Genomic DNA, 18,912 nt, shown 5'->3' on the forward strand with positions numbered 1-18,912 from the left:
CCTCCCCGAGATTGCCCACTTTTCCCTGGCGGCATGCGCCCCATCTGTGCCTGGAAGGGCCGGAAAGCGGCTGAAACGGCCGGATTCCGCCGAACTTCGCAAATACGCTATCAAGAGGGGTATCCAGCTGGTGGAGCCGCACAGCGCCAGGGTCGTCGGTACGGAGACCGGATTCCGCTATCTGCCGGACCGGCTGGACGAGGCCGCGCAGCGCCGCCTGCTGGCCGAGGTGGAGAGGATCGGGGAGGCCGCGCCCTTCGACCGGTTCGTGATGCCCGGCACCGGCCGGCCGCTCTCCATCGACATGACCAATGCGGGACCCCTGGGCTGGGTCTCCGACCGGTCCGGCTACCGCTACAGCCCGGCCCATCTGCGCACCGGCCTTCCCTGGCCCCCGATCCCGGACCTGCTGCTGGCGCTGTGGCGCGAGCTGACCGACTATCCCGCCCCGCCGGAATGCTGCCTGATCAACCTCTATCAGGGCGTCGGCGCCAAGCTGGGAATGCACCGGGACCAGGATGAGGAGGCGTTCGACGCCCCGATCCTGAGCGTGTCGCTGGGCGATGCCGCCATGTTCCGGCTCGGCGGGCGGCGGCGCGGCGATCCCGCCCGCACCTTCGTGGTGCAGAGCGGCACCGTGATGGTGTTCGCGGGCGAGGCCCGGACCTTCTACCACGGCGTCGACCGCATCCTGCCCGGCACCTCCGCCCTGATCCCCGGCGGCGGGCGCATCAACCTGACCCTCCGGCGGGTGACGCGACCCCGCTAGGTGCGGCCCGCCGCCGCAGCCGCCCCCGGATGCCAGCCATTCAGTTTGTATGGCTAGCCAAGCGGCCTTACGTTCCATACATATCGAGCCGCTGATCATCCCTACAATCGAGGCGCGGCATGGCGACCGAACGGGCGAACTTCTGGCAGACCCCCATCGGGTTGGGCATCCTGGGGCGCTGCCCCCGTTGCCAGAAGGGGCACATCTTCAACGGATTCCTGGCCCTGGCGGACCATTGCGAGGTGTGCGGGCTGGACTACTCCTTCGCCGATCCGGCGGACGGTCCGGCCTTCTTCGCCATGTCCATCGCCAGCTTCCCGGTCGTGGGCTTCGCCGCCTGGCTGGAGCTGGCCGTCGGCATACCGCTGTGGCTGAACATGCTGCTGACCATCGGGCTGATCATCGGCTCCTGCTGCGCCCTGCTGCGGCCGATCAAGGGGTGGCTCGTCTGCTCCCAGTACATGAACAAGGCGGAACAGGCGCGGCTCGACGAGACCGGCGACGGACCTGCGGGCCGGCCGTGACGGCTTGTCCGGTCCTTGTACATTCCATACAAATAGAACCGGTTCCGCCAGGGGAAGCGCCATGAGGAGGAGCACGCCGCCAGCCGAGTGGGTTCCGGCGGTCCCGGCAGGGTCCGGTCCGATCTACCTGTCCATCGTCGAGGCGCTGGAGGCGGACATCGCGGCCGGCATTCTGGTCCCCGGCCAGCGGCTGCCCACGCACCGCTTCCTAGCGGCGCGGCTGGACATCGACCTCACCACCGTGACGCGGGCCTATGCCGAGGCGCGGCGGCGGGGGCTGGTCGATGCGTCCGTGGGCCGCGGCACCTTCGTCTGCGAGCCGCGCCAGCCCGCCACGGCCGCCCCGGCCGAGGTGGATCTGTCCATGAACATGCCGCCGCAGCCGGCCGCGGCATCCATCCAGGCCACCCTGTTGCGGGCCATGGCGGCGGCGCTGCGCCGCCCGGAATCCGCCCGCCTGTTGAGCTACCATCCCAGCGGCGGCAGCCGGGCGGAACAGGCTGCCGGGGCGGCATGGCTGGCCCCGCTGCTGCCCGGCGTCACCCCCGACCGGGTGCTGATGGCGGCGGGAGCGCAGGCGGCGCTGATGGCGCTGCTGACCACGCTGGCCGGGGCCGGAGACACGGTCCTGACGGAGCAGTTCACCTATCCCGGCATCCGGGCCGCCGCCGCCCAGACCGGCATCCGCCTGCACGGCCTGCCCATGGATGCAGAGGGGCTGCTGCCCGAGGCGCTGGAGGAGGCCTGTATCCGCCTGCGGCCGAAGGCGCTGTACTGCATCCCCACCATCCAGAACCCCACCACGGCCACCATGACGCCGGCCCGCCGGCAGGCTGTGGCGGCAGTCGCGCGCCGGCACGGGCTGCCCATCGTCGAGGACGATGCCTATGGCCTGCTGCCCGCCGCACCGCTCCCGCCCATCGCCGCCTTCGCGCCGGAGCTGAGCTGGTACGTCTCCACCCTGTCGAAATGCCTCTTCCCCGGCCTGCGCATCGCCTATGTGGCCGCCCCGGACGAGCGCAGCGCCGGCCGGGCGCGGACGGCGTTGCGGGCCACGGCGCAGATGGCCCCGCCCTTGTCGGCCGCCGTGGCGACCCGCTGGGTCCAGGACGGCACCGCCATTGCGATGGTGGCGGCGATCCGGGAGGAGAGCCGGGAGCGGCAGCGTCTGGCGGCGGCGGCCCTGCCGGCGGAGCTGATCTCCGCCCACCCCGAAGGGCACCATGTCTGGATGCGCCTGCCCCCGGCCTGGAGCGCCGTGGCCTTTGCCGAACAGGTGCGCCGGGCCGGTCTGGCCGTGGTGCCCGGCCCGGTTTTCGCCGTGGGCGGGCCGGGGCCGGAGGCCCTGCGCATCTCCCTCGGCGCCGCTCCGGACCGGCAGGTCCTGACCTCCGCCTTGGGCCGCATCGCAGCAACGCTGGAGCAGCAGGCGCACGCCGCGGAAGTGGTCTAGGGCGGTTCCGGATCACTCTGGTATGTTCCAGGGCCTGCTCCTGGTCGACGCCTCACAGCGTCCGTGGTCTTGCGAGCCGGCAGCAACGCGACAGGCTGTTCAGCCTGGGCAGCGGGCCCGCGATGCTATAAATGCTTGATGCCATGCCAGACCTCGCCCAATTCGCCCTGTACTTCGCCGCGGCTTTGGTTCTCGCCATCACGCCCGGTCCAGGCATTTTCTACGTCGCTGCCCGTACCCTTGCCGGCGGTCGCGCGGAAGGCGTGGCTTCCAGCTTCGGCACCGGGTTGGGGGGCATGGTCCACGTCCTTGCAGGCAGCCTGGGCGTCTCCGCCGTCGTGCTGACAAGCGCGGAACTGTTCACCGCCCTGAAGCTGATCGGTGCCGGTTATCTGATCTGGATCGGCTTTCGTACTGTCCAGTCAGCCCGCCGGGACGCGGTGGCAGGTTTGGATGGCGGATTGGCGGCACCGCCGATCGGGCCGAAGCGGGCGTTTCGTGAAGGCGTGCTGGTCGAAGCGCTGAACCCGAAGACGGCAGCCTTCTTCCTTGCCTTCGTTCCGCAGTTCGTGAACCCGGCCGAGGGTCATGTGGCACTGCAGTTTGTGATGCTCGGCTTCGTATCGGTTGCGCTGAACACCGTTGCCGACATCGTGGTCGCTTTCGCGGCGAGCGGCATCCGGGATGGCGCGGCTGCACGTCCCGCGTTGATCCGTCGCCTGCGACAGGGATCGGGAACCGCGATGATCGCGCTGGGCATCGGTCTGGCTCTGGCCAAGCGCCCTGCGAACTGATCCATCGGGCGCAATATCCGCCCAGGGCCGGAAGCAGCCGGCCGCTGTGAGGCGGACCGGGTTCCAACCCCAACCACTTTGTGACGCCCGGTTGCCGCTTCCGGGGTGGGCGGGATCAGCCCACCGGCTGCGCCGTGCGCGGGATCAGCAGCCAGTAACGGCCCTTGCTCCTCATCTTGCCGGCGCGCAGCTCCGCATCCGGGCCGTGGCCCCAGAAGACGTCGCCGCGCACGGGCCCGCGGATGGCCCCGCCCGTATCCTGGGCCACCATCAGCCGGCGGATGCTGGCCTTGCCGTCCAGCGGGTCCTCCGCCTCCAGCCACAGCGGCGTGCCATAGGCGACGAAGCTGCGGTCCACGGCCAGGGAGCGGCCGGGCGTCAGCGGCACGCCCTGCGCCCCGATCGGCCCCTCCCCCTCCAGCAAGCGGAAGAAGACGTAGGACGGGTTCTTGTTCATCACCGCATCCGCCTCGCCCGGATTCGCCTCCAGCCAGGCCCGGATGGACTGCATGGAGACCTCTTCCTTGGAGAGGATGCCGCGCGCCACCAGCTCGCGGCCGATGGCGAAATAGGAATGGCCGTTCTGGGCGTCATAGCCGACACGCAGCTCCGTCCCATCCTCCATCAGCACCCGGCCGGAGCCCTGGATGTGCAGGAAGAAGGCATCCACCGGATCGTCCACCCAGACCAGCTCCAGCCCCTTTTCGGGCAGCTTTCCGGCTTCGATGGCGGCGCGGTCCTCATAGGGGCGCAGGCGGCCATCCACCACCCGGCCGGCCACCCGCTCCCCCTTCAGGGAGGGGCGGAACTCGCCGAGGTCCACCATGACCAGATCGGCGGGGCGGCGGCGCAGCGGCGTCTGGAAGGGACCCTTGCGGGTGCGGCTGCCGCGCAGGCTGGCCTCGTAATAGCCGGTGAACAGCCCCTCGGCCTCGCCATTGTCGCTGGCCAGCATAGGGCGGAACCACTGCTCGAAATAGGCGCGGGCGGCGGCATCGTTGCCGGCCGGCAGCGCCTTCAGGGCGCGGCAGGGTTCGATCCAGTCGGCGATGGCGCCCATGGCCCCGTCGGGGCCCAGCGTCCGGTCCGCCGGCTGGCGGACCAGCCGGTCGCAGGACCGGACGAAGGCGGGAATGGCCTCGGCGTGGCGGTCGGTGCGCCAGCCCGGCAGGTCGCCGAAATCGGCGGGAGACAGAACCAGCTTCGGGGCCGGCGGCTCCTCCGGCGGGCGGGGCGAGCAGGCGGCCAGCCCCAACAGGGCCAGCCCGGTAAGGGCAAGGGTCAGGGTCCGGCGCATGGGTCGGGAAATCCGGGCGTCGTGGGTGGTGGCGGAACCGGCCTTAGATCTGGGCGGAACGGGTTTCCGTCAGCAGCCAGTTCGGATTGCCGGACCGCACATTGCGGCTGAAGGTCCAGAGGTCGATGACCTCCGCCGGCTCATCCGGGTCGCCGTCTACCACATTGCCCTCGGCATCCACGGTGACATTTACCTGATGCGTGGTGAAGCGCACGGTGCAGAAGGCGACATTGCCCTCCATCCGCGCCTCGGCCAGATCGACGCTCTCGAACTTCTCGATGCGGGTCTCCAGCGTGTCGCCGGCGGCGGTGCGCTGGCGGATCGCCTCGGCGAAGCGGTCATAGACGTCGTCGGCCAGCAGCGGGCGCAACGTGGCGGTGTCGCCGTCGGCGAAGGCCCGCACGATCATCTCGAACGCGGCGCGCGCACCTTGTAGGAAATGACGCTCATTGAAGCTGGAGTCGGTGGCGTGGATGCGCCGCAGCCCCTCCTCCAGGGAGACGGGGCCGCTGAATTCCGGCGGCTCGTCCGCCCGCGGCGGGCGGTTGCGGTCGGGCAGCGGGACGACATTGTCGCTTTCCTGGGGCTGGCCCTGCCGGTTCTGCGGCCGCGGAGCCAGCGGGTTCGGCCTCTGGCGCTCCTCCCCGTGCCGGCGGCCGAGAACGCCGCGCAGTCGGTACACAAGGAAGGCTGCCACCATGGCAAAGATCAGTATGTCCAGGAAGAAGTTGTCTCCACCCATAAGCCTGCCTGCCGGTGCGGCTGACGCCCCGATGGCGCGCAACCATGGAAAAAATGCCAATCGGGCCGATCGGCCGCGGGGACTGGTGCGATGGCTCCCCTTCAACCCGGTGCGGCGATCACCACTTGTAACCGCAGGGGCCGCCGCGCGTTCCGGGCCACGCCCGATTGTCCAACCGTGTCCCGGTTACATAGGCTGTAGACAGAGAAAGAGCAAGGACGGCCATGCGTCTCTTCCTTCCCATCCTGCTTCTCCTTCCGCTGATCGAGATCGCGGGTTTCGTGATCGTCGGCGGGGAGATCGGGGTGTTCAGCACCTTGGCGCTGATCCTGCTGACCGGGATGGCAGGCATCCTGCTGTTGCGGCGTCAGGGCTTCGACACGCTGCGCCGGGCCCAGGCGCGCATGAACCAGGGCGAGCCGCCGGTGCGGGAGGTGTTCGACGGCATCTGCCTGGCGCTGGCCGGTGTTCTGCTGATCGTGCCGGGCTTCCTGACCGACATCATCGGCGTGCTGCTGTTCCTGCCGCCGGTGCGGAGCTGGGCCTATGGCCGGGCGCATATCAAGGTGCGGACCGCAGCGGATGTGCGCAGGGGCGGCGGCTACGAATGGCGCGGGGACAGCCAGCCCCGCTACCGCGGTCCCGAGGTGATCGAGGGCGAGTACCGGGAGGTCCGCCCCGCCGATGAGCGCGGCCCGGAGGAGTTGCCGCCCCCCGACAACCGCTGGCGTCCGCCGCAGCGGGACTAGCCGTCCTCCCCTCCCCGGCGGGGAGAGGAGGCCGTCTGCTCGAACCGCGACGTCAGCCCAGCTTCTTCGCCGCCAGCGTCTTCAGATCCACCTGCGCACGGGCGCCGTAGTGGCTGATGATCTCCGCCGCGGAGATGGCGCCGAGACGGGCGCAGGTCGCAAGGTCGCGGCCCGTGGTGTAGCCGTGCAGGAAACCGGCGGCGAACAGGTCGCCTGCCCCTGTCGTATCCACCACCTTCTCCACCGGCTCGGCCGGGACGGCGACGATGTCGTCCCCCGACAGCACGACGGCGCCCTTCTCGCTGCGGGTCAGCACGGCGGTCTCGCAATGGCCGCGTACGGCCCGTAGCGCGCCGTCGAAGTCGGTGCCGTACAGGGCGCAGATTTCGGTCTCGTTGGCGAACAGGATGTCGACGTGCCCGGCCACCAGATCCAGGAAGCTTTCATGGTGGCGGTGGACGCAGAAGGCGTCGGACAGGGACAGCGACACCTTGCGGCCGGCCTCGTGCGCGATCCGGGCGGCCTTCAGGAACGCCTCTTTCGCCGGCGGCGGGTCCCAGAGATAGCCTTCCAGATAGGTGACCTGGCTGTCCCGGATGGTGTCGTCGTCGATGTCGTCGGGGGTGAGCTGCTGGCAGGCGCCCAGGAAGGTGTTCATGGTGCGGTGCCCGTCGGGCGTCACCAGGATCAGGCAACGGCCCGTGGGCGTCCCGTCCGTCAGGTCCGGCGTGTCGAAGGTCACGCCCACCGCGCGGATGTCGTGCCGGTACACCCCGCCCAGCTGGTCGTTGGCGACCTTGCCGATGAAGGCGCCCTTGCCGCCCAGCACGGCGATGCCGGCCATGGTGTTGCCGGCTGACCCGCCGGACATCTCCAGCCCCGGTCCCATCTTGGCGTACAGCGCCTCGGCCTGTGCGGTATCGATCAGGGCCATGCCGCTCTTGACCAGCCCGTTCTGCGCCAGGAACTCGTCGGTTGTCTGCGAAATCACGTCGACGATCGCATTCCCGATCCCGACCACATCGAACTTAGCCGCCAAGGCGCTGCTCCTCTACCAATGGATAGGTTGTGCCGCCTTGTACCGGCATGCGCGGTCTTGCGGCAAGCACGCGCTTGTGACCAGATGGCGGTGAGCGCAATGACGCGCGTACGGCCCCCGGACGCCTGCATGCTGACCAGTCTTTTCCGTGCCTTCGACCAGCTTACCGATCCAGCCGTCAGTGGAACCGTGGTGCGGTCCATCCTGTCCGCCTTGTTTCTCTTTCTGGTGCTGCTGGCCGCCTGCGCCTGGCTCATCAGCCACACGGCGATCTTCGAGACGAGCTGGATGGAGTGGGCGGCGGACATTCTGGGCGGGCTGGCCGCGGTGGCGCTGGCCTGGGTGATGTTCCCGGCCGTGGTGCTGACCATCTCCTCCTTCATGCTGGACGGGGTGGTGCACGCGGTCGAGCGGCGCTGGTATCCGGGCTTGGGGCCCGCCCGCGACCAGACGACGCTGGAGGCGCTCTGGAATGCCGCCAAATTCTTCCTTCTGGTTCTCGTCCTCAATCTTCTCGTGCTGCCGCTGTATCTGATCCCGGTCGCGGGACAGTTGGCCTACTACAGTGTCAATGGATACCTCCTTGGAAGGGAGTACTACGAACTTGTGGCGGCCAGAAGACTCGATCCCGACCGGATGAGGTACCTAAGGTCGGAAGGTTCGCTGGGACTTTTTGTGGCCGGAGTGATTATTGCCTTTCTTTCCACCCTGCCGATCGTGAATCTATTGATCCCAGTCGTCGCGGCCGCCTTCATGGTTCATATCTTCGAGGATATGCGCCGGGGCTTGCCGCCTCCGGGAGCTGCATGATACCCGGAAGGCATGCCGGTTTGAGCGACGATGCGCTCTTTCGCTGTACCAATCATCTTGGGGGCTGACCGCCATGTTCCGACGCCGTAACCCGCCAGCCGGCCCGACCGGCAGCACCACTGCTGCCGATCCGGCACCGACCACCCAGGCCCGCCCGGCGGAGCCGGCGTCCGACACCCGCTCCCCGCTTGCCGACAAGTCCCCCGACCCCACCGTGAGGCCGTCCATGAACACCACCCCGTCGCAGCCCGCCACCCCCTCGGCCGGCAATCCGCTTGCTCCCAACGCCGGCAGCGCCATTCCGCGCCGCGTGGTCGATATCCCCGGCCAGGCGCCGAAGCGGGTCGCCCCCACCGGGACCGAGGGCAATGCCGCCCAGTCGGCGGACATGCGCAAGCTGATCGTCGGCCGCGACATCTCCCTGTCGGGTGAGATCGCCGCCTGCGACGTGCTGGTGGTCGAGGGCACGGTCGAGGCCAAGCTGCGCGAGGGCAAGATCATCGAGATCGCCGACACCGGCCTGTTCAAGGGCTCGGTGGAGATCGACGACGCCGATATCGGCGGTCGCTTCGAGGGCGACATCACGGTGAAGGGCACGCTGCGCGTCCGCGGCACCGGCAAGATCCAGGGCAACATCCGCTACGGCACCCTCGAGGTGGAGCAGGGCGGCCAGCTCTCCGGCTCCATCGAGGTGCTGTCCGGCAAGCCGGCCGTCCGCGCCGAAGCCGCCGAGTAAGCCTCCAGCGCCTGCTGGACGACAAAAGCCCCGCCCCGGGAGACCGGCGGCGGGGCTTTTCGTATGTGGGCTTCGAGGGGTGCGGGCTTCGAGGGGCCGCCCGCGTCAGACGCTGGCGCGCATCGGCGGCAAGCCTGGGGTGAGGCGCAGCCGGTCGGCCGGCAGCCAGACGCGGGTGACCGTACCGACGCCGGGCTCGCTCTCCAGCCCGAACTCGCCGTCATGCAGCTCCACCAGAGCCTGGACCAGCGGCAGCCCCAACCCGACCCCGCCGGTGGAGCGGGCGAGCGAGCCCTCGATCTGGCGGAACGGCTCCAGCGCCTTGGGGATATCCTCCGCCTTGATGCCGATGCCGGTGTCACGCACCGTCAGCACCAGCCGTCCGTCCGGCTCCATCGCCGCCCCGGCGGTGACCGTGCCCCCCGGCGGGGTGAACTTCACCGCGTTGGACAGCAGGTTGGACAGGATCTGCTTCAGCGCCACCTCGTCCGCCCAGACCGGCGGCAGCCCGTCCGGCAGCTCGGCCCGTAGATCGATGGAGCCCTTCAGCGCCCGTTCCCGCACCAGCCGCATGCTGGCGCGGACCAGCCGCGGCACGTCCACCGTGCGCTCGTTGATCTCCTTGCGGCCGGCTTCGATCTTGGACAGGTCCAGGATGTCGTTGATCAGGTCCAGCAGCATCCGCCCGCTTTCATGGATGTCGCGGGCGTACTCGGCATAAGCCTCGTTCTGCATCGGGCCCAGCGCCTGGTCGCCGATGATCTCGGAGAAGCCGATGATGGCGTTCAGCGGCGTGCGCAGCTCATGGCTCATATTGGCCAGGAACTCGGTCTTCGCGCGATTGGCAAGGTCCGCCTGCTCCTTGGCGAGGCGCAGCGCCTCCTCCGCCCGGCGGCGGGCGGTGACGTCCTGGGCGGTGCCCTGGAAGGCCAACACGGCGCCATCGGGCAGCCCGCCTTCCCGCAGCAGCCGCGCCGTCATGCTGAGCCAGAGGGTGGAACCGTCCTTGCGCCGGATCTCCGCCTCGAAATCGTGGATCGTGCCGTCCTGGGTGACGCGGCGGGCGAACTCCGCCCGACGGGCCGGGTTCACGTAAAGCTGCCGGCTGGTATCCTCCACCGCGTCGATCAGGTCCTGCTCCGTCTCGTAGCCCAGCATGCGGACCATGGCCGGGTTGGCGGAGATGAAGCGCCCCTGGGGGGAGGTGGTGAAGATGCCTTCCAGCGCATTCTCATAGATATCGCGGAACCGGCGCTCGCTCTCCCGCACCACCTCGGCGAAGCGCTCCCGCTCGGCGATGCGGCGGCGCAGCTCGGCATTGGTGACTTCCAGCCGCGTGGCCAGCTCCGCCTTCTCCCGCGTGCGGCGGTGGACGCCGTGGGCATGGGCGGCGGTCAGCAGGCTCAAGGCGAGGCCGAAGCACACCACCGCCAGTGCCTCCCAGCGCGGAATGCGGCCATCCGCCGGATCGGCGGTGAACACCAGCCGCCATGGCTGGCCGTCGATATCGACCGGCCGGACCAGTTGGTTCCCGCCCTCCGGCTCCGCAGCGCCAGGGGGCAGGACGGAAACCGTCCGCCACGGCATGAAAGCTTCCCCCGCCGCCGTACCGGGCAAGGCGGCGTCGAACACCCGCGCGGCATCGGCCAGCAACACCAGCTCCAGCCCGTTCACCCGGCCGCCCAGCGCCAGCAGCGATCCGTTGTGCGAAAGCGTGGCCGACAGGCCGGACCCGCCCGGCGCGGCGGCGCGCAGTGCATCCAGCAGGCGCGGCGTGATGGCATCGGTGGCGGCGCCGGCCACAGGGTCCAGCCAGCCGTCACGCAGCAGGGCCAGGGTCTTCACCCCATCCGCGCGCATCACGGTCTGCTCGGCGAAGCGGCCGAATCCCTCCAGCTCCGCCGGGTCGGGCTGCCTGCCGCCGGCGATGCTGCCGAGATAGGCGGCCGAGGCGGCCAGCCCCGTCTCCAGCCCGCGCAGACGGAGTTGGACGCGGTCGGCCGCCATGTCGGTCCGGCCGACCATCCGGGCCGCATCCAGCCTGCCGGCCGCATGATGCACCACGGCGCCCAGCGCCAGCGAGCAGACGACGCCGATCGCGCCCACGGCGAGGGCGATCCGCAACGACGCACGTTGCAGGTTCCGGCCGCCCTGGTCCGCAGGCTGGGTCATCCGCTCCACCACACCCGTCTCATACGTTCGATATGAACAGCATTTGAACAAAGGATCAAGCTGGGTCGACGCGCCCCCCTCTGGACACGACGACCCTCCGACCCCATTCTTCCACGAATTCCCTACCAGCCCATCAACATTAGAGCATACTAACGTATCGGATGTACAATTTTTCCGCTTGTTTGGGCAGGGCCGGTTTTCCCATATCGGCAGGAGCCGATCCGCCGGAGACCGCATCATGAGGGACCCCGCGGCCAGCGATCCCGAGGAATATGTAAGAAGCCCCTGTGTGCGGGAGTGCCGGCTGGACCCGGCGACCGGGACCTGCACGGGATGCCTGCGCACGCTGGATGAGATTGCCGGCTGGAGCACCATGTCGGCGGACGCCAAGCGCGCTGTCCTGGCCGAGCTGCCCGGCCGCCGCGGGAAGGGAAGCCTGTTCCGCCGCTGAGGGGCCGCGGATGATTATTCCGGCAGTCGGGTCACGGCGCTGAAATGACGCACGGAGGACATGGCGCGGGAGCCGAACTGCCGCAGCAGAAGCACCGCCGTCACCAATGTCACGAACCCCATGAACACCCAGGGGCTGACGAACCAGCCCAGGCTGGCGAAGGCGTAGTAATAGCATCGGATGCCGCTGTTGAAGGCCCGCACCGCCAGCGACATCACCTGTGCCGCATGGTCGGCCAGCGCGTCCATCTCCGGCGCGTGTTCGAGCGGGGCCGCGCCCATCAGGGCCAGGCTGTAGTTGAACTGCCGCAGCGACCACGTGAAGGCGAAGAAGGCGTATATGAAGACGCCGCCGATCATCAGCACCTTCATCTCGAACTGGGCGCGGCTCGTGGTCATGGTGTAGCCGAGGTCGACGACCACGGCGTGCGCGTTCTCGGCCGAGGCCAGGACGCCCAGCACGCCGGCCAGCATCAGGGTGGTGGTGGAGGCGAAGAAGGCGACCGAGGTGATCAGGTGGCCGATCAACTGGCTGTCCATGATCCGGTTTTCCCGGCGCAGCAGGTTCCGCATCCAGACCCGCCGCACCTGGTACATGTGGGCGTTCAGGCTGACCAGCCCGAACCAGCCCCGCTCCACCAGCAGCCCGTGCACCACCCAGGCCGCGAAGAACCAGCCAAGCGCAATGAGGTCGGGAACGGTCAGCTGGGAGAGCATGGCGAAGGGCACCGGTTTGTGTGGAGGTCGGGCGGGGCGGGCGTGGGGCGGAACTTCACCCGCGGGGCGATGTTGCCGAAAGGGGAAGGACCCGTCCACCTGAGAGAGGTTCACCCATGGACAATGAACGCCGCAGCACAGCCCCGGAGTCCAACCGCGAGACCGACCGCACCGATACCCCCCGCTCCGACGCGCCCCGCAGCGATGCTGCGCGCGACATCAACCGCACCATGCCCCGACCACGCCGGAGACGGCGCGCGGCACCGCCGCGCGGGAGGGAAGCGGGCCGGAGATCGACCGCGGCGGCACCACGCCGCCCACCGGCCTGGGCCGGCCCGCCGCCGACGGCGGCTCCGGCGGCGCGCCCTTCGCCGCCGGCGAGACGCCCTTTGCTCCGGATGGAAGCACGGCCGGCAGCATGGGAGCCAGCACCTCCGACGGCAAGACCGGAATGACCGGCAGCACTGCAGGTCCCACCGCCGGGACGACCGGCGACATGAATGCCGCCACCCGCCCCATGTCGGCCTCCGCCGCCCCGGCGGGCACGCCGACGCCGAACCCGGCTGCATCCATCGGCGCCTCTTCCGCCAGTACCGCATCCCCCGGGACCACGGCCCCGCGGGACGGCGATATGGAGGGGGCCAGCAGGCTGGGGACCGGGGCGGAACGGCCGGGCGCCGTGTCCGCAGGCTTCCCCCGCACCGTCGCCCATACCGGCCCGGCGCCGGAGGCGGAGACCGGCCGCTATCATGAGACGACCCGGCCCGCGGCCGCAGCGCCCAGGCCGGACGTCACCACGCCGAACATGGCCGCCAACCCGACGCCGAGCTACGACCGGGCGGGAGCAACCTCCACCGGGTCCACCACGGCCGCCGCCTCCAACACCGCCGCGGCGTCCACCGGCATCGGCGGCACCCGCTGGATGACCTGGGGCCTGATCGCGCTGGCGGTGCTGGTCCTGCTCTGGATCGTCTTCTAAGAAAAAGGGGCGCAGCCACGGCCGCGCCCCTTCTCTTTCCCGGACAGGATGGGATACGGGCTCAGTACCCGGCCGCGTGCCCGTCCACGCGCATCTCCGTGCCGCCGTGATAGACGCCGTTGGCAGGATCGCGCTGGATGGCCTCGTAGCTGCCGTAATGGGTCTGGCGGAAGCTCGCATTGTGGCCGCGGGCCTTGAGCGCCTCCAGCACCTCCGGCGCGACGCCATATTCCAGCCACAGCTCGCCGCCCGGCGGGTTCTCCGGGGCGCCGGTGGGTTCGGCGCTGCCGTCATGCTGCCAGCGGGCGGCGTCCCCGGCCTCCTGCACATTCATGCCGAAGTCGATCATGTTCACCAGCACCTGGACATGGCCCTGGGGCTGCATCGCCCCGCCCATCACGCCATAGGACAGCCAGGGCTTGCCGTCCTTGGTGACGAAGCCGGGGATGATGGTGTGGAAGGGCCGCTTGCCGGGCGCATAGACGTTCGGATGCTCGGGATCGAGGGCGAACTGCTCTCCCCGGTCCTGGAGCATGAAGCCCAGCCCGTCCGCCACCAGCCCGGTGCCCATGCCGCGGTAGTTGGACTGGATCAGGCTGACCATCATGCCGTCCTTGTCGGCGGTGGTCAGGAAGATGGTGTCGTGGCTTTCCGGCATGGGGCCGGCCTGGATGTTGGTCGCGGCCTTCTCCATGGAGATCAGTTTGCGGCGCTCATCCGCATATTCCTTGCCGATCAGGCGGGCGACCGGGACCTTCACGAACTGCTGGTCGGCGTACCAGCGGGAGCGGTCGGCGAAGGCCAGCTTCTTCGCCTCCACCATCAAATGGATCATGTCCGCCGAATTGTGGCCCATCGCCTTGAGGTCGAAGCCCTCGATCAGGTTCAGGATCTGGAGCGTGGCGATGCCCTGCCCGTTGGGCGGGATCTGCCAGACATCGTAGCCGCGATAGTTCGTGCTGACCGGGTCCACCCATTCGCCCTGGTGGCTGGCCAGATCCTCATAGCGCAGCGGGCCGCCGATGCGCTTCATGTAGGCGTCGAGGGTCTTCGCCACCTCGCCCTTGTAGAACGCGTCGCGCCCGCCCTTGGCCAGCTTCTCCAACGTGTTCGCCAGATCGGGGTTGGTCCAGATCTGCCCCGCCACCGGCGGCACCCCGTCCTTGGTGTAGGTCCTGCGGGCGTTCTCCTTCTCCTCCACATCCGGATGTTCCAGCAGGCGGGTGATGTTCCGCGCCCAGCCCTTGGCGATGAAGGGGGAAAGGGGGAAGCCGTCGCGGGCATAGGCGATGGCCGGGGCCAGCACCTGGTCCATGGGCAGCTTGCCGAAGCGCTCATGCAAGGCGAACCAGCCATCCACCGCCCCCGGCACCGTCACCGGCAGGGAGCCGAAGCTGGGGATCGTCTCGGTGTTCTTCTCCTTCAGCCGGACCATCAACTGTTCCAGCGTCTGCCCCTTGGGCGACCGGCCGGAGCCGTTATAGGCGTACAGCTTCTGGGTCTTGGGGTCCCAGATGATGGCGAAGAGGTCGCCGCCCATGCCGTTGCCGGTCGGCTCCACCAAGCCGAGGGTGGAGTTGGCGGCAATGGCGGCATCGATGGCGCTGCCGCCCTGCTTCAGGATATCGATGGCCACCTGCGTCGCCAGGGGCTGGCTGGTCGCGGCCATGCCGTTCTTGGCAATGATCTCGCTGCGCCCGGCGAAGTTCTGCCCGACCAGCCGGTCGCCGCGGCCGGGCTGGGGGATGATCGGTTCCGCCGCACCGGCGATCTGTGCAGAGAAACTCATGGCCGTTGCCGCTGCCATCAGCAACGCTCCGATCTTCTTGCGCATGTATCTTCAGCCTTCCCAGTCACGGTTGCCGGTCCCTGGCGGTCGGCGCGGGCCTTCCCGCGCGTGGTTGTTACGGTTCTAAGGTCCGAAGCCGGCGTACGCAACCGGCAGAGCCCCGTTCGGCCGTACTTGTGCGGGATCGCCGGCCGGTGCAGTCTCCCCCGAATGGGGAGTATGCCGGCAGGAGGGCATCCATGTACGTCACCGTCAACGGCGCGCGGCTCTATTTCGATGTGGAAGGTGCGGGGCTGGTGGCCGAGCCGGACGGGATGCGCCAGCGCCCTACCCTGCTGCTGCTGCATGGCGGGCCCGGCTTCGACCATACCGGATTCAAGCCCTGCTTCAGCGCGCTGACCGACACGGCGCAGATCGTTTATCTGGACCAGCGCGGCCAGGGGCGCAGCGGCGGACCCGGCATGGGAACAGGCAGCGATCCGGGGACCTGGACCCTGGACCAGTGGGCCGACGATGTCCGGGGCTTCTGCGATGCGCTGGGGATCGAGCGGCCGGTGGTGCTGGGCAACAGCTTCGGCGGCTTCGTAGCCCAGGCCTATGCGCTGCGCCATCCCGGCCATACCGCCGGGCTGATCCTGTCCTCCACCGCGGCGCGTATGGATCTGGAACTGATCCTGGCGGCGTTCGAGCGGCGCGGCGGGCCGGCGGCCCGGGCGGCGGCGGAGCTGTTCTGGAGCGACGTCACGACGGATGCGCTGGCCCCGTATCAGCGGGACTGCATGGCGCTCTACACCACCACCCACCCGCACGGGCTTCCCGGCGGCAACCGCACGACTGTGCGGCCGGAGGTCCTGGCCCACTTCTCCGGCAAGGTGGGGGAGATCTGGCGCATGGATTTCCGCGACCGGCTGGGCGAGATCGCCTGTCCGGTGCTGGTGCTGGCCGGCGACCAGGACCCGGTTACCCCCTGGGAGGCGGCGGAGGAGCTGTTCGCCCGCCTGCCCCCCGGTCCCAACCAGCTCCGCCGCTTCCCCCATTGCGGGCACGGCGTCTTCCGCGACGATCCCGATGCGGCGCTGGAGGCGATCCGCGGATTCCTCCAGCAGCTTGGCTGATGGGCATCCGCCTTCCGGACGCCCACTCCTTCAGCTCAGACTTTCGGGAGCCTTCGTATGCGGCGCAATCGCGCGGGATGCACGCCTTACGGACGCTTCATTTCGCTACTGCACTCGCATAGACTGCCCGGCGCATCACCCCGGACCCCGCTCAGCATGGGCCGGGTTTCAAGGAAACGCCAGCAGCAAGAAGGCTGAGCCATGGACATCACCAAGATCCCCGTCGGCAAGAATCCGCCGTGGGACATCAACGTCGTCATTGAGATCCCGCAGGGCGGCCAGCCCGTGAAGTATGAGTTGGACAAGGATTCCGGCGCCCTGTTCGTCGACCGTTTCCTGCATACGGCGATGTTCTATCCGGCCAATTACGGCTTCGTGCCGCACTCCCTGGCCCTCGACGGCGACCCGATGGACGTGATGGTGGTCGGCACTACCCCCGTGGTGCCGGGCGTGATCCTGCGCTCCCGCCCGATCGGCGTGCTGATCATGGAAGACGATGCCGGCGTGGATGAGAAGATCCTGGCCGTGCCGGTGGACAAGCTGCACCCCTTCTATTCCAACATCGCCAGCTACCGGCAGCTTCCCCAGATCCTGGTGGAGCAGATCTCCCACTTCTTCGAGCACTACAAGGACCTCGAGCACGGCAAGTGGACGCGCATCGTCCGCTGGGGCGAGGCCGACGAGGCCGCCAGCCTGATCGAGGAAGCGATCAAGCGCGCCGGCGAGACGGGCGAGGGCTGATCCCGCCCCGATGCGGAGGCGGGAGATGGGCGGGCCGGTGCCACCGGACCGCCCATTTCTTTTGGACCTGTGAATGGACTTGGGACAACTCGACGCCGCCCTCCGGCTTGGCGGCATGACCATGCTGCTGTTCCTTGCTTGGCTGCTGTTCCGGCAGCGGCGCACGATCGGCATGCCCGCATTGCTGTTTCCGCCCATGGCGATCTGCCTGTCGGGTTTCCTCACCGGCAACACGCCCGATCTGGCGTTGCGCCTGTCCGGCGCGCCCGGTGCGATCGCCCATTTCGCCAGCGGCTGCACCGTCGTCTTCCTCTGGTGGTTCTGTCTGGCCTGCTTCGACCGGCAGTTCAGGCCCCGGGGCGGGGTGCTGGCGGTGGGACTATGCTGGATCGCCTTGGCCGCCGCCGATCGGGCCATCGCCGATCCGGCGCCGGCGCTGTCCTATACGCTGGTCGGGCTTGGCTTCGGGATCGTGGCGCATCTGGTCTGGCGGCTCTATGCCGAACGCGAAGGCGACCTGATCCAGAAGCGCCATGATGCCAGGGCCATGATCGCTATGCTGCTCGGCGGTCTGCTGCTGACCGACCTTTCGATCGACCTGGTCTTCGGTTTCGCGTGGCGTCCCCTTCTTTTCGCCATGGCGCAGAACGTTGCGATCCTCGGCTTTTCGCTCTGGCTTGCGGGACGGGTCCTGACCGCCCGGTCGGACGTGCTCAGCTTCGATGGCGCCGCCCTGGCCGCGCCATCGCCGTTGCCGCCCACGGAGGACATTGAGGATCGAACGGCGGACGGCGCGCTGCGGCAGCGGTTGGCCGCGCTGATGGAGGTGGAGCGGATTCACCTCGATCCGGACCTGACCTTCGCCATGTTCGTGCAGCGGATGAACGCGCCTGAACGGGCCGTCCGGAAGCTGGTGAACCACGAGCTGGGCTTCGACCATTTCCGCTCCTTCTTGAACCACTATCGTGTCATGGAGGCTCGGAAGCTATTGGCGGACCCCGGCCGTTCCGCTGACAAGCTGATCGCGATCGCACTCGACAGCGGCTTCGCATCTCTCCCGAGCTTCAATCGCGTCTTCCGCGCCAACGAGGCGTGTACGCCCGGCGAGTACAGGGACGCGGCCCTGGCCGCCCGATCCACGGCCCAGAACAGTGATTTTCCGGCGGAATCGTCCTCCGGGCCGTGTTTCGAGAAACGATCAGCCGCCTTTTGATGCGACCGCAGCGAGCGACAGGGGCATAGATGCGCGCGCCAACTATCTGAGAGCAACAGCGTGAACGCCCTGATCGGACTTTGTGGAACCCTCGTCCTCCTGCTGCTCGTCGGAGGATTGATCGGCATTCTGGATCGCGAGCGCTTCGCGCCGCGCTGGCTGCTGATCGCCGCCCTGCTTGTGGCAATCAACGATGCCTTGCTCACCCGCATCTACCGCACGATACCCAATCTGATAGAGGGCGATCGGAACTGGCAGGGAATGCTGCTGGCGCTGATCGCGACCCTGGCGATTGCGGCACTTCCGATGTTCGGGTGGCGCCGGGTCGGCCTGACGCTCGCGCAGGCATCGGGAAGCCTCAAATCCGCTCTGCCCGTCCTGGCGCTGTACTGCGCATTCTTCGTCGTCATCGCGGTGGCGTTTCCAAGCGGTCCGACGAGCGCCGAAGACATCGCGTTCCAGCTCACCATGCCGGGGCTGGCGGAAGAAGCGTTCTATCGCGGCCTCCTGCTATTCGCCCTCGACCGGGCATATACCGGCCGCGTGCATTTCCTTGGCGTCGACTGGGGTTGGGGCGCAGTGCTGTCATCCCTTCTGTTCGGCATGGCGCACGCGTTCGGTTTCTCCAATGGTCAGTTCTCGTTCGACGCGCTCACCATGGCCCTGACGGCGCTTCCTTCTTTCATCGGTGTCTGGCTGAGATTGCGGACCGGCAGCCTGCTGCTGCCGATCGTGATGCACAACTTCGGAAACTCCATATCGACATTGATATAGCGCCCGCATCTTGCACGACGGGCCCAGGCAAGCGGACCGTTGGAAAACC

At 68.6% G+C, this 18,912-nt stretch carries 20 protein-coding genes; 13 read left to right on the top strand and 7 right to left on the bottom strand.

Going from position 1 to position 18,912, the window contains the following annotated elements:
• The first annotated feature begins 130 nt into the window (after positions 1-130).
• The 4 genes from DOL89_RS14085 to DOL89_RS14100 all read left to right on the top strand — a co-directional run bounded on the left by DOL89_RS14085 (position 131) and on the right by DOL89_RS14100 (position 3,540).
• Entirely contained in the window at positions 131-769 is a 639-nt protein-coding gene (locus DOL89_RS14085) for an alpha-ketoglutarate-dependent dioxygenase AlkB family protein (RefSeq protein WP_225889808.1), read from the top strand.
• A 119-nt stretch (positions 770-888) separates the two neighbouring features.
• Positions 889-1,293: a DUF983 domain-containing protein gene (locus DOL89_RS14090; RefSeq protein WP_119679717.1), complete on the top strand. Its 405-nt coding sequence runs from the start codon at positions 889-891 to the stop codon at positions 1,291-1,293.
• Positions 1,294-1,354: 61 nt separating this feature from the next.
• Positions 1,355-2,746, top strand: a complete 1,392-nt coding sequence (locus DOL89_RS14095) for an aminotransferase-like domain-containing protein (RefSeq protein WP_119679718.1) — start codon at positions 1,355-1,357, stop codon at positions 2,744-2,746.
• Between the two features lie 131 nt (positions 2,747-2,877).
• The gene (locus tag DOL89_RS14100; RefSeq protein WP_225889809.1) at positions 2,878-3,540 is read left to right on the top strand and encodes a LysE family translocator; all 663 of its coding nucleotides are present in this window, start codon (positions 2,878-2,880) and stop codon (positions 3,538-3,540) included.
• Positions 3,541-3,655: 115 nt separating this feature from the next.
• On the opposite strand, the gene mltA is transcribed toward DOL89_RS14100, so the two are convergent.
• Both mltA and DOL89_RS14110 read right to left on the bottom strand, forming a co-directional pair.
• Positions 3,656-4,837, bottom strand: coding sequence for a murein transglycosylase A (gene mltA / locus DOL89_RS14105; RefSeq protein WP_119679719.1), 1,182 nt, complete (start codon positions 4,835-4,837; stop codon positions 3,656-3,658).
• Positions 4,838-4,880: 43 nt separating this feature from the next.
• A complete protein-coding gene (locus tag DOL89_RS14110) occupies positions 4,881-5,579 on the bottom strand; it encodes a Tim44/TimA family putative adaptor protein (protein ID WP_119679720.1) in 699 nt (232 codons plus the stop codon).
• A 224-nt stretch (positions 5,580-5,803) separates the two neighbouring features.
• Here DOL89_RS14110 and DOL89_RS14115 point away from each other — a divergent pair, with 224 nt between their 5' ends.
• On the top strand, positions 5,804-6,328 hold the full coding sequence (locus DOL89_RS14115; RefSeq protein WP_119679721.1) for an FxsA family protein: 525 nt from the start codon (positions 5,804-5,806) through the stop codon (positions 6,326-6,328).
• Positions 6,329-6,380: 52 nt separating this feature from the next.
• On the opposite strand, the gene DOL89_RS14120 is transcribed toward DOL89_RS14115, so the two are convergent.
• A complete protein-coding gene (locus DOL89_RS14120; RefSeq protein ID WP_205574590.1) occupies positions 6,381-7,367 on the bottom strand; it encodes an adenosine kinase in 987 nt (328 codons plus the stop codon).
• Between the two features lie 192 nt (positions 7,368-7,559).
• On the opposite strand from DOL89_RS14120, the gene DOL89_RS14125 reads away from it, so the two are divergent.
• Together DOL89_RS14125 and DOL89_RS14130 are read left to right on the top strand one after the other, a co-directional pair.
• On the top strand, positions 7,560-8,177 hold the full coding sequence (locus tag DOL89_RS14125) for an EI24 domain-containing protein (protein WP_404813466.1): 618 nt from the start codon (positions 7,560-7,562) through the stop codon (positions 8,175-8,177).
• 73 nt (positions 8,178-8,250) lie between these two features.
• A complete protein-coding gene (locus DOL89_RS14130) occupies positions 8,251-8,913 on the top strand; it encodes a bactofilin family protein (RefSeq protein WP_119679723.1) in 663 nt (220 codons plus the stop codon).
• 105 nt (positions 8,914-9,018) lie between these two features.
• Here the strand turns inward: DOL89_RS14130 and DOL89_RS14135 are convergent, their stop codons facing one another.
• Positions 9,019-11,085, bottom strand: coding sequence for a PAS domain-containing sensor histidine kinase (locus DOL89_RS14135; RefSeq protein WP_162937523.1), 2,067 nt, complete (start codon positions 11,083-11,085; stop codon positions 9,019-9,021).
• A 238-nt stretch (positions 11,086-11,323) separates the two neighbouring features.
• Here DOL89_RS14135 and DOL89_RS14140 point away from each other — a divergent pair, with 238 nt between their 5' ends.
• Positions 11,324-11,536, top strand: coding sequence for a DUF1289 domain-containing protein (locus tag DOL89_RS14140; RefSeq protein ID WP_119679725.1), 213 nt, complete (start codon positions 11,324-11,326; stop codon positions 11,534-11,536).
• A gap of 14 nt (positions 11,537-11,550) precedes the next feature.
• Here DOL89_RS14140 and DOL89_RS14145 read toward each other — a convergent pair whose 3' ends face one another.
• Both DOL89_RS14145 and DOL89_RS14150 read right to left on the bottom strand, forming a co-directional pair.
• Positions 11,551-12,252, bottom strand: coding sequence for a DUF599 domain-containing protein (locus tag DOL89_RS14145; RefSeq protein ID WP_119679726.1), 702 nt, complete (start codon positions 12,250-12,252; stop codon positions 11,551-11,553).
• A gap of 219 nt (positions 12,253-12,471) precedes the next feature.
• Positions 12,472-12,825, bottom strand: a complete 354-nt coding sequence (locus DOL89_RS14150) for a hypothetical protein (protein ID WP_119679727.1) — start codon at positions 12,823-12,825, stop codon at positions 12,472-12,474.
• Between the two features lie 58 nt (positions 12,826-12,883).
• Between DOL89_RS14150 and DOL89_RS14155 the strand changes: the two genes are divergently transcribed.
• Positions 12,884-13,231 (top strand): hypothetical protein, encoded by a 348-nt coding sequence (locus DOL89_RS14155; RefSeq protein WP_119679728.1) that lies wholly within the window; start codon positions 12,884-12,886, stop codon positions 13,229-13,231.
• A 61-nt stretch (positions 13,232-13,292) separates the two neighbouring features.
• On the opposite strand, the gene ggt is transcribed toward DOL89_RS14155, so the two are convergent.
• Entirely contained in the window at positions 13,293-15,065 is a 1,773-nt protein-coding gene (gene ggt / locus DOL89_RS14160) for a gamma-glutamyltransferase (RefSeq protein WP_119679729.1), read from the bottom strand.
• Positions 15,066-15,259: 194 nt separating this feature from the next.
• Between ggt and DOL89_RS14165 the strand changes: the two genes are divergently transcribed.
• The 4 genes from DOL89_RS14165 to DOL89_RS14180 all read left to right on the top strand — a co-directional run bounded on the left by DOL89_RS14165 (position 15,260) and on the right by DOL89_RS14180 (position 18,863).
• Entirely contained in the window at positions 15,260-16,135 is an 876-nt protein-coding gene (locus DOL89_RS14165; RefSeq protein ID WP_119679730.1) for an alpha/beta fold hydrolase, read from the top strand.
• A 201-nt stretch (positions 16,136-16,336) separates the two neighbouring features.
• Entirely contained in the window at positions 16,337-16,876 is a 540-nt protein-coding gene (gene ppa / locus DOL89_RS14170; protein ID WP_119679731.1) for an inorganic diphosphatase, read from the top strand.
• Between the two features lie 73 nt (positions 16,877-16,949).
• Positions 16,950-18,089, top strand: coding sequence for an AraC family transcriptional regulator (locus tag DOL89_RS14175; RefSeq protein WP_119679732.1), 1,140 nt, complete (start codon positions 16,950-16,952; stop codon positions 18,087-18,089).
• A gap of 60 nt (positions 18,090-18,149) precedes the next feature.
• Complete coding sequence (locus DOL89_RS14180) at positions 18,150-18,863, top strand: CPBP family intramembrane glutamic endopeptidase, BDIM_20840 family (RefSeq protein ID WP_119679733.1); 714 nt, start codon at positions 18,150-18,152, stop codon at positions 18,861-18,863.
• The last annotated feature ends 49 nt before the right edge of the window (positions 18,864-18,912 follow it).

Source organism: Indioceanicola profundi, from assembly GCF_003568845.1.
In the GTDB taxonomy this organism is placed as follows: domain Bacteria; phylum Pseudomonadota; class Alphaproteobacteria; order Azospirillales; family Azospirillaceae; genus Indioceanicola; species Indioceanicola profundi.

Excerpts from the sequence above, each read along its gene's own strand:
- DOL89_RS14090 (WP_119679717.1), top strand. The coding sequence starts at position 889 with ATGGCGACCGAACGGGCGAACTTCTGGCAGACCCCCATCGGGTTGGGC.
- DOL89_RS14095 (WP_119679718.1), top strand. The coding sequence starts at position 1,355 with ATGAGGAGGAGCACGCCGCCAGCCGAGTGGGTTCCGGCGGTCCCGGCA.
- DOL89_RS14100 (WP_225889809.1), top strand. The coding sequence starts at position 2,878 with ATGCTTGATGCCATGCCAGACCTCGCCCAATTCGCCCTGTACTTCGCC.
- mltA (WP_119679719.1), bottom strand. The coding sequence starts at position 4,837 with ATGCGCCGGACCCTGACCCTTGCCCTTACCGGGCTGGCCCTGTTGGGG.
- DOL89_RS14110 (WP_119679720.1), bottom strand. The coding sequence starts at position 5,579 with ATGGGTGGAGACAACTTCTTCCTGGACATACTGATCTTTGCCATGGTG.
- DOL89_RS14115 (WP_119679721.1), top strand. The coding sequence starts at position 5,804 with ATGCGTCTCTTCCTTCCCATCCTGCTTCTCCTTCCGCTGATCGAGATC.
- DOL89_RS14130 (WP_119679723.1), top strand. The coding sequence starts at position 8,251 with ATGTTCCGACGCCGTAACCCGCCAGCCGGCCCGACCGGCAGCACCACT.
- DOL89_RS14135 (WP_162937523.1), bottom strand. The coding sequence starts at position 11,085 with ATGACCCAGCCTGCGGACCAGGGCGGCCGGAACCTGCAACGTGCGTCG.
- DOL89_RS14140 (WP_119679725.1), top strand. The coding sequence starts at position 11,324 with ATGAGGGACCCCGCGGCCAGCGATCCCGAGGAATATGTAAGAAGCCCC.
- DOL89_RS14145 (WP_119679726.1), bottom strand. The coding sequence starts at position 12,252 with ATGCTCTCCCAGCTGACCGTTCCCGACCTCATTGCGCTTGGCTGGTTC.
- DOL89_RS14150 (WP_119679727.1), bottom strand. The coding sequence starts at position 12,825 with ATGGATGCAGCCGGGTTCGGCGTCGGCGTGCCCGCCGGGGCGGCGGAG.
- DOL89_RS14155 (WP_119679728.1), top strand. The coding sequence starts at position 12,884 with ATGGAGGGGGCCAGCAGGCTGGGGACCGGGGCGGAACGGCCGGGCGCC.
- ggt (WP_119679729.1), bottom strand. The coding sequence starts at position 15,065 with ATGCGCAAGAAGATCGGAGCGTTGCTGATGGCAGCGGCAACGGCCATG.
- DOL89_RS14165 (WP_119679730.1), top strand. The coding sequence starts at position 15,260 with ATGTACGTCACCGTCAACGGCGCGCGGCTCTATTTCGATGTGGAAGGT.
- ppa (WP_119679731.1), top strand. The coding sequence starts at position 16,337 with ATGGACATCACCAAGATCCCCGTCGGCAAGAATCCGCCGTGGGACATC.
- DOL89_RS14175 (WP_119679732.1), top strand. The coding sequence starts at position 16,950 with ATGGACTTGGGACAACTCGACGCCGCCCTCCGGCTTGGCGGCATGACC.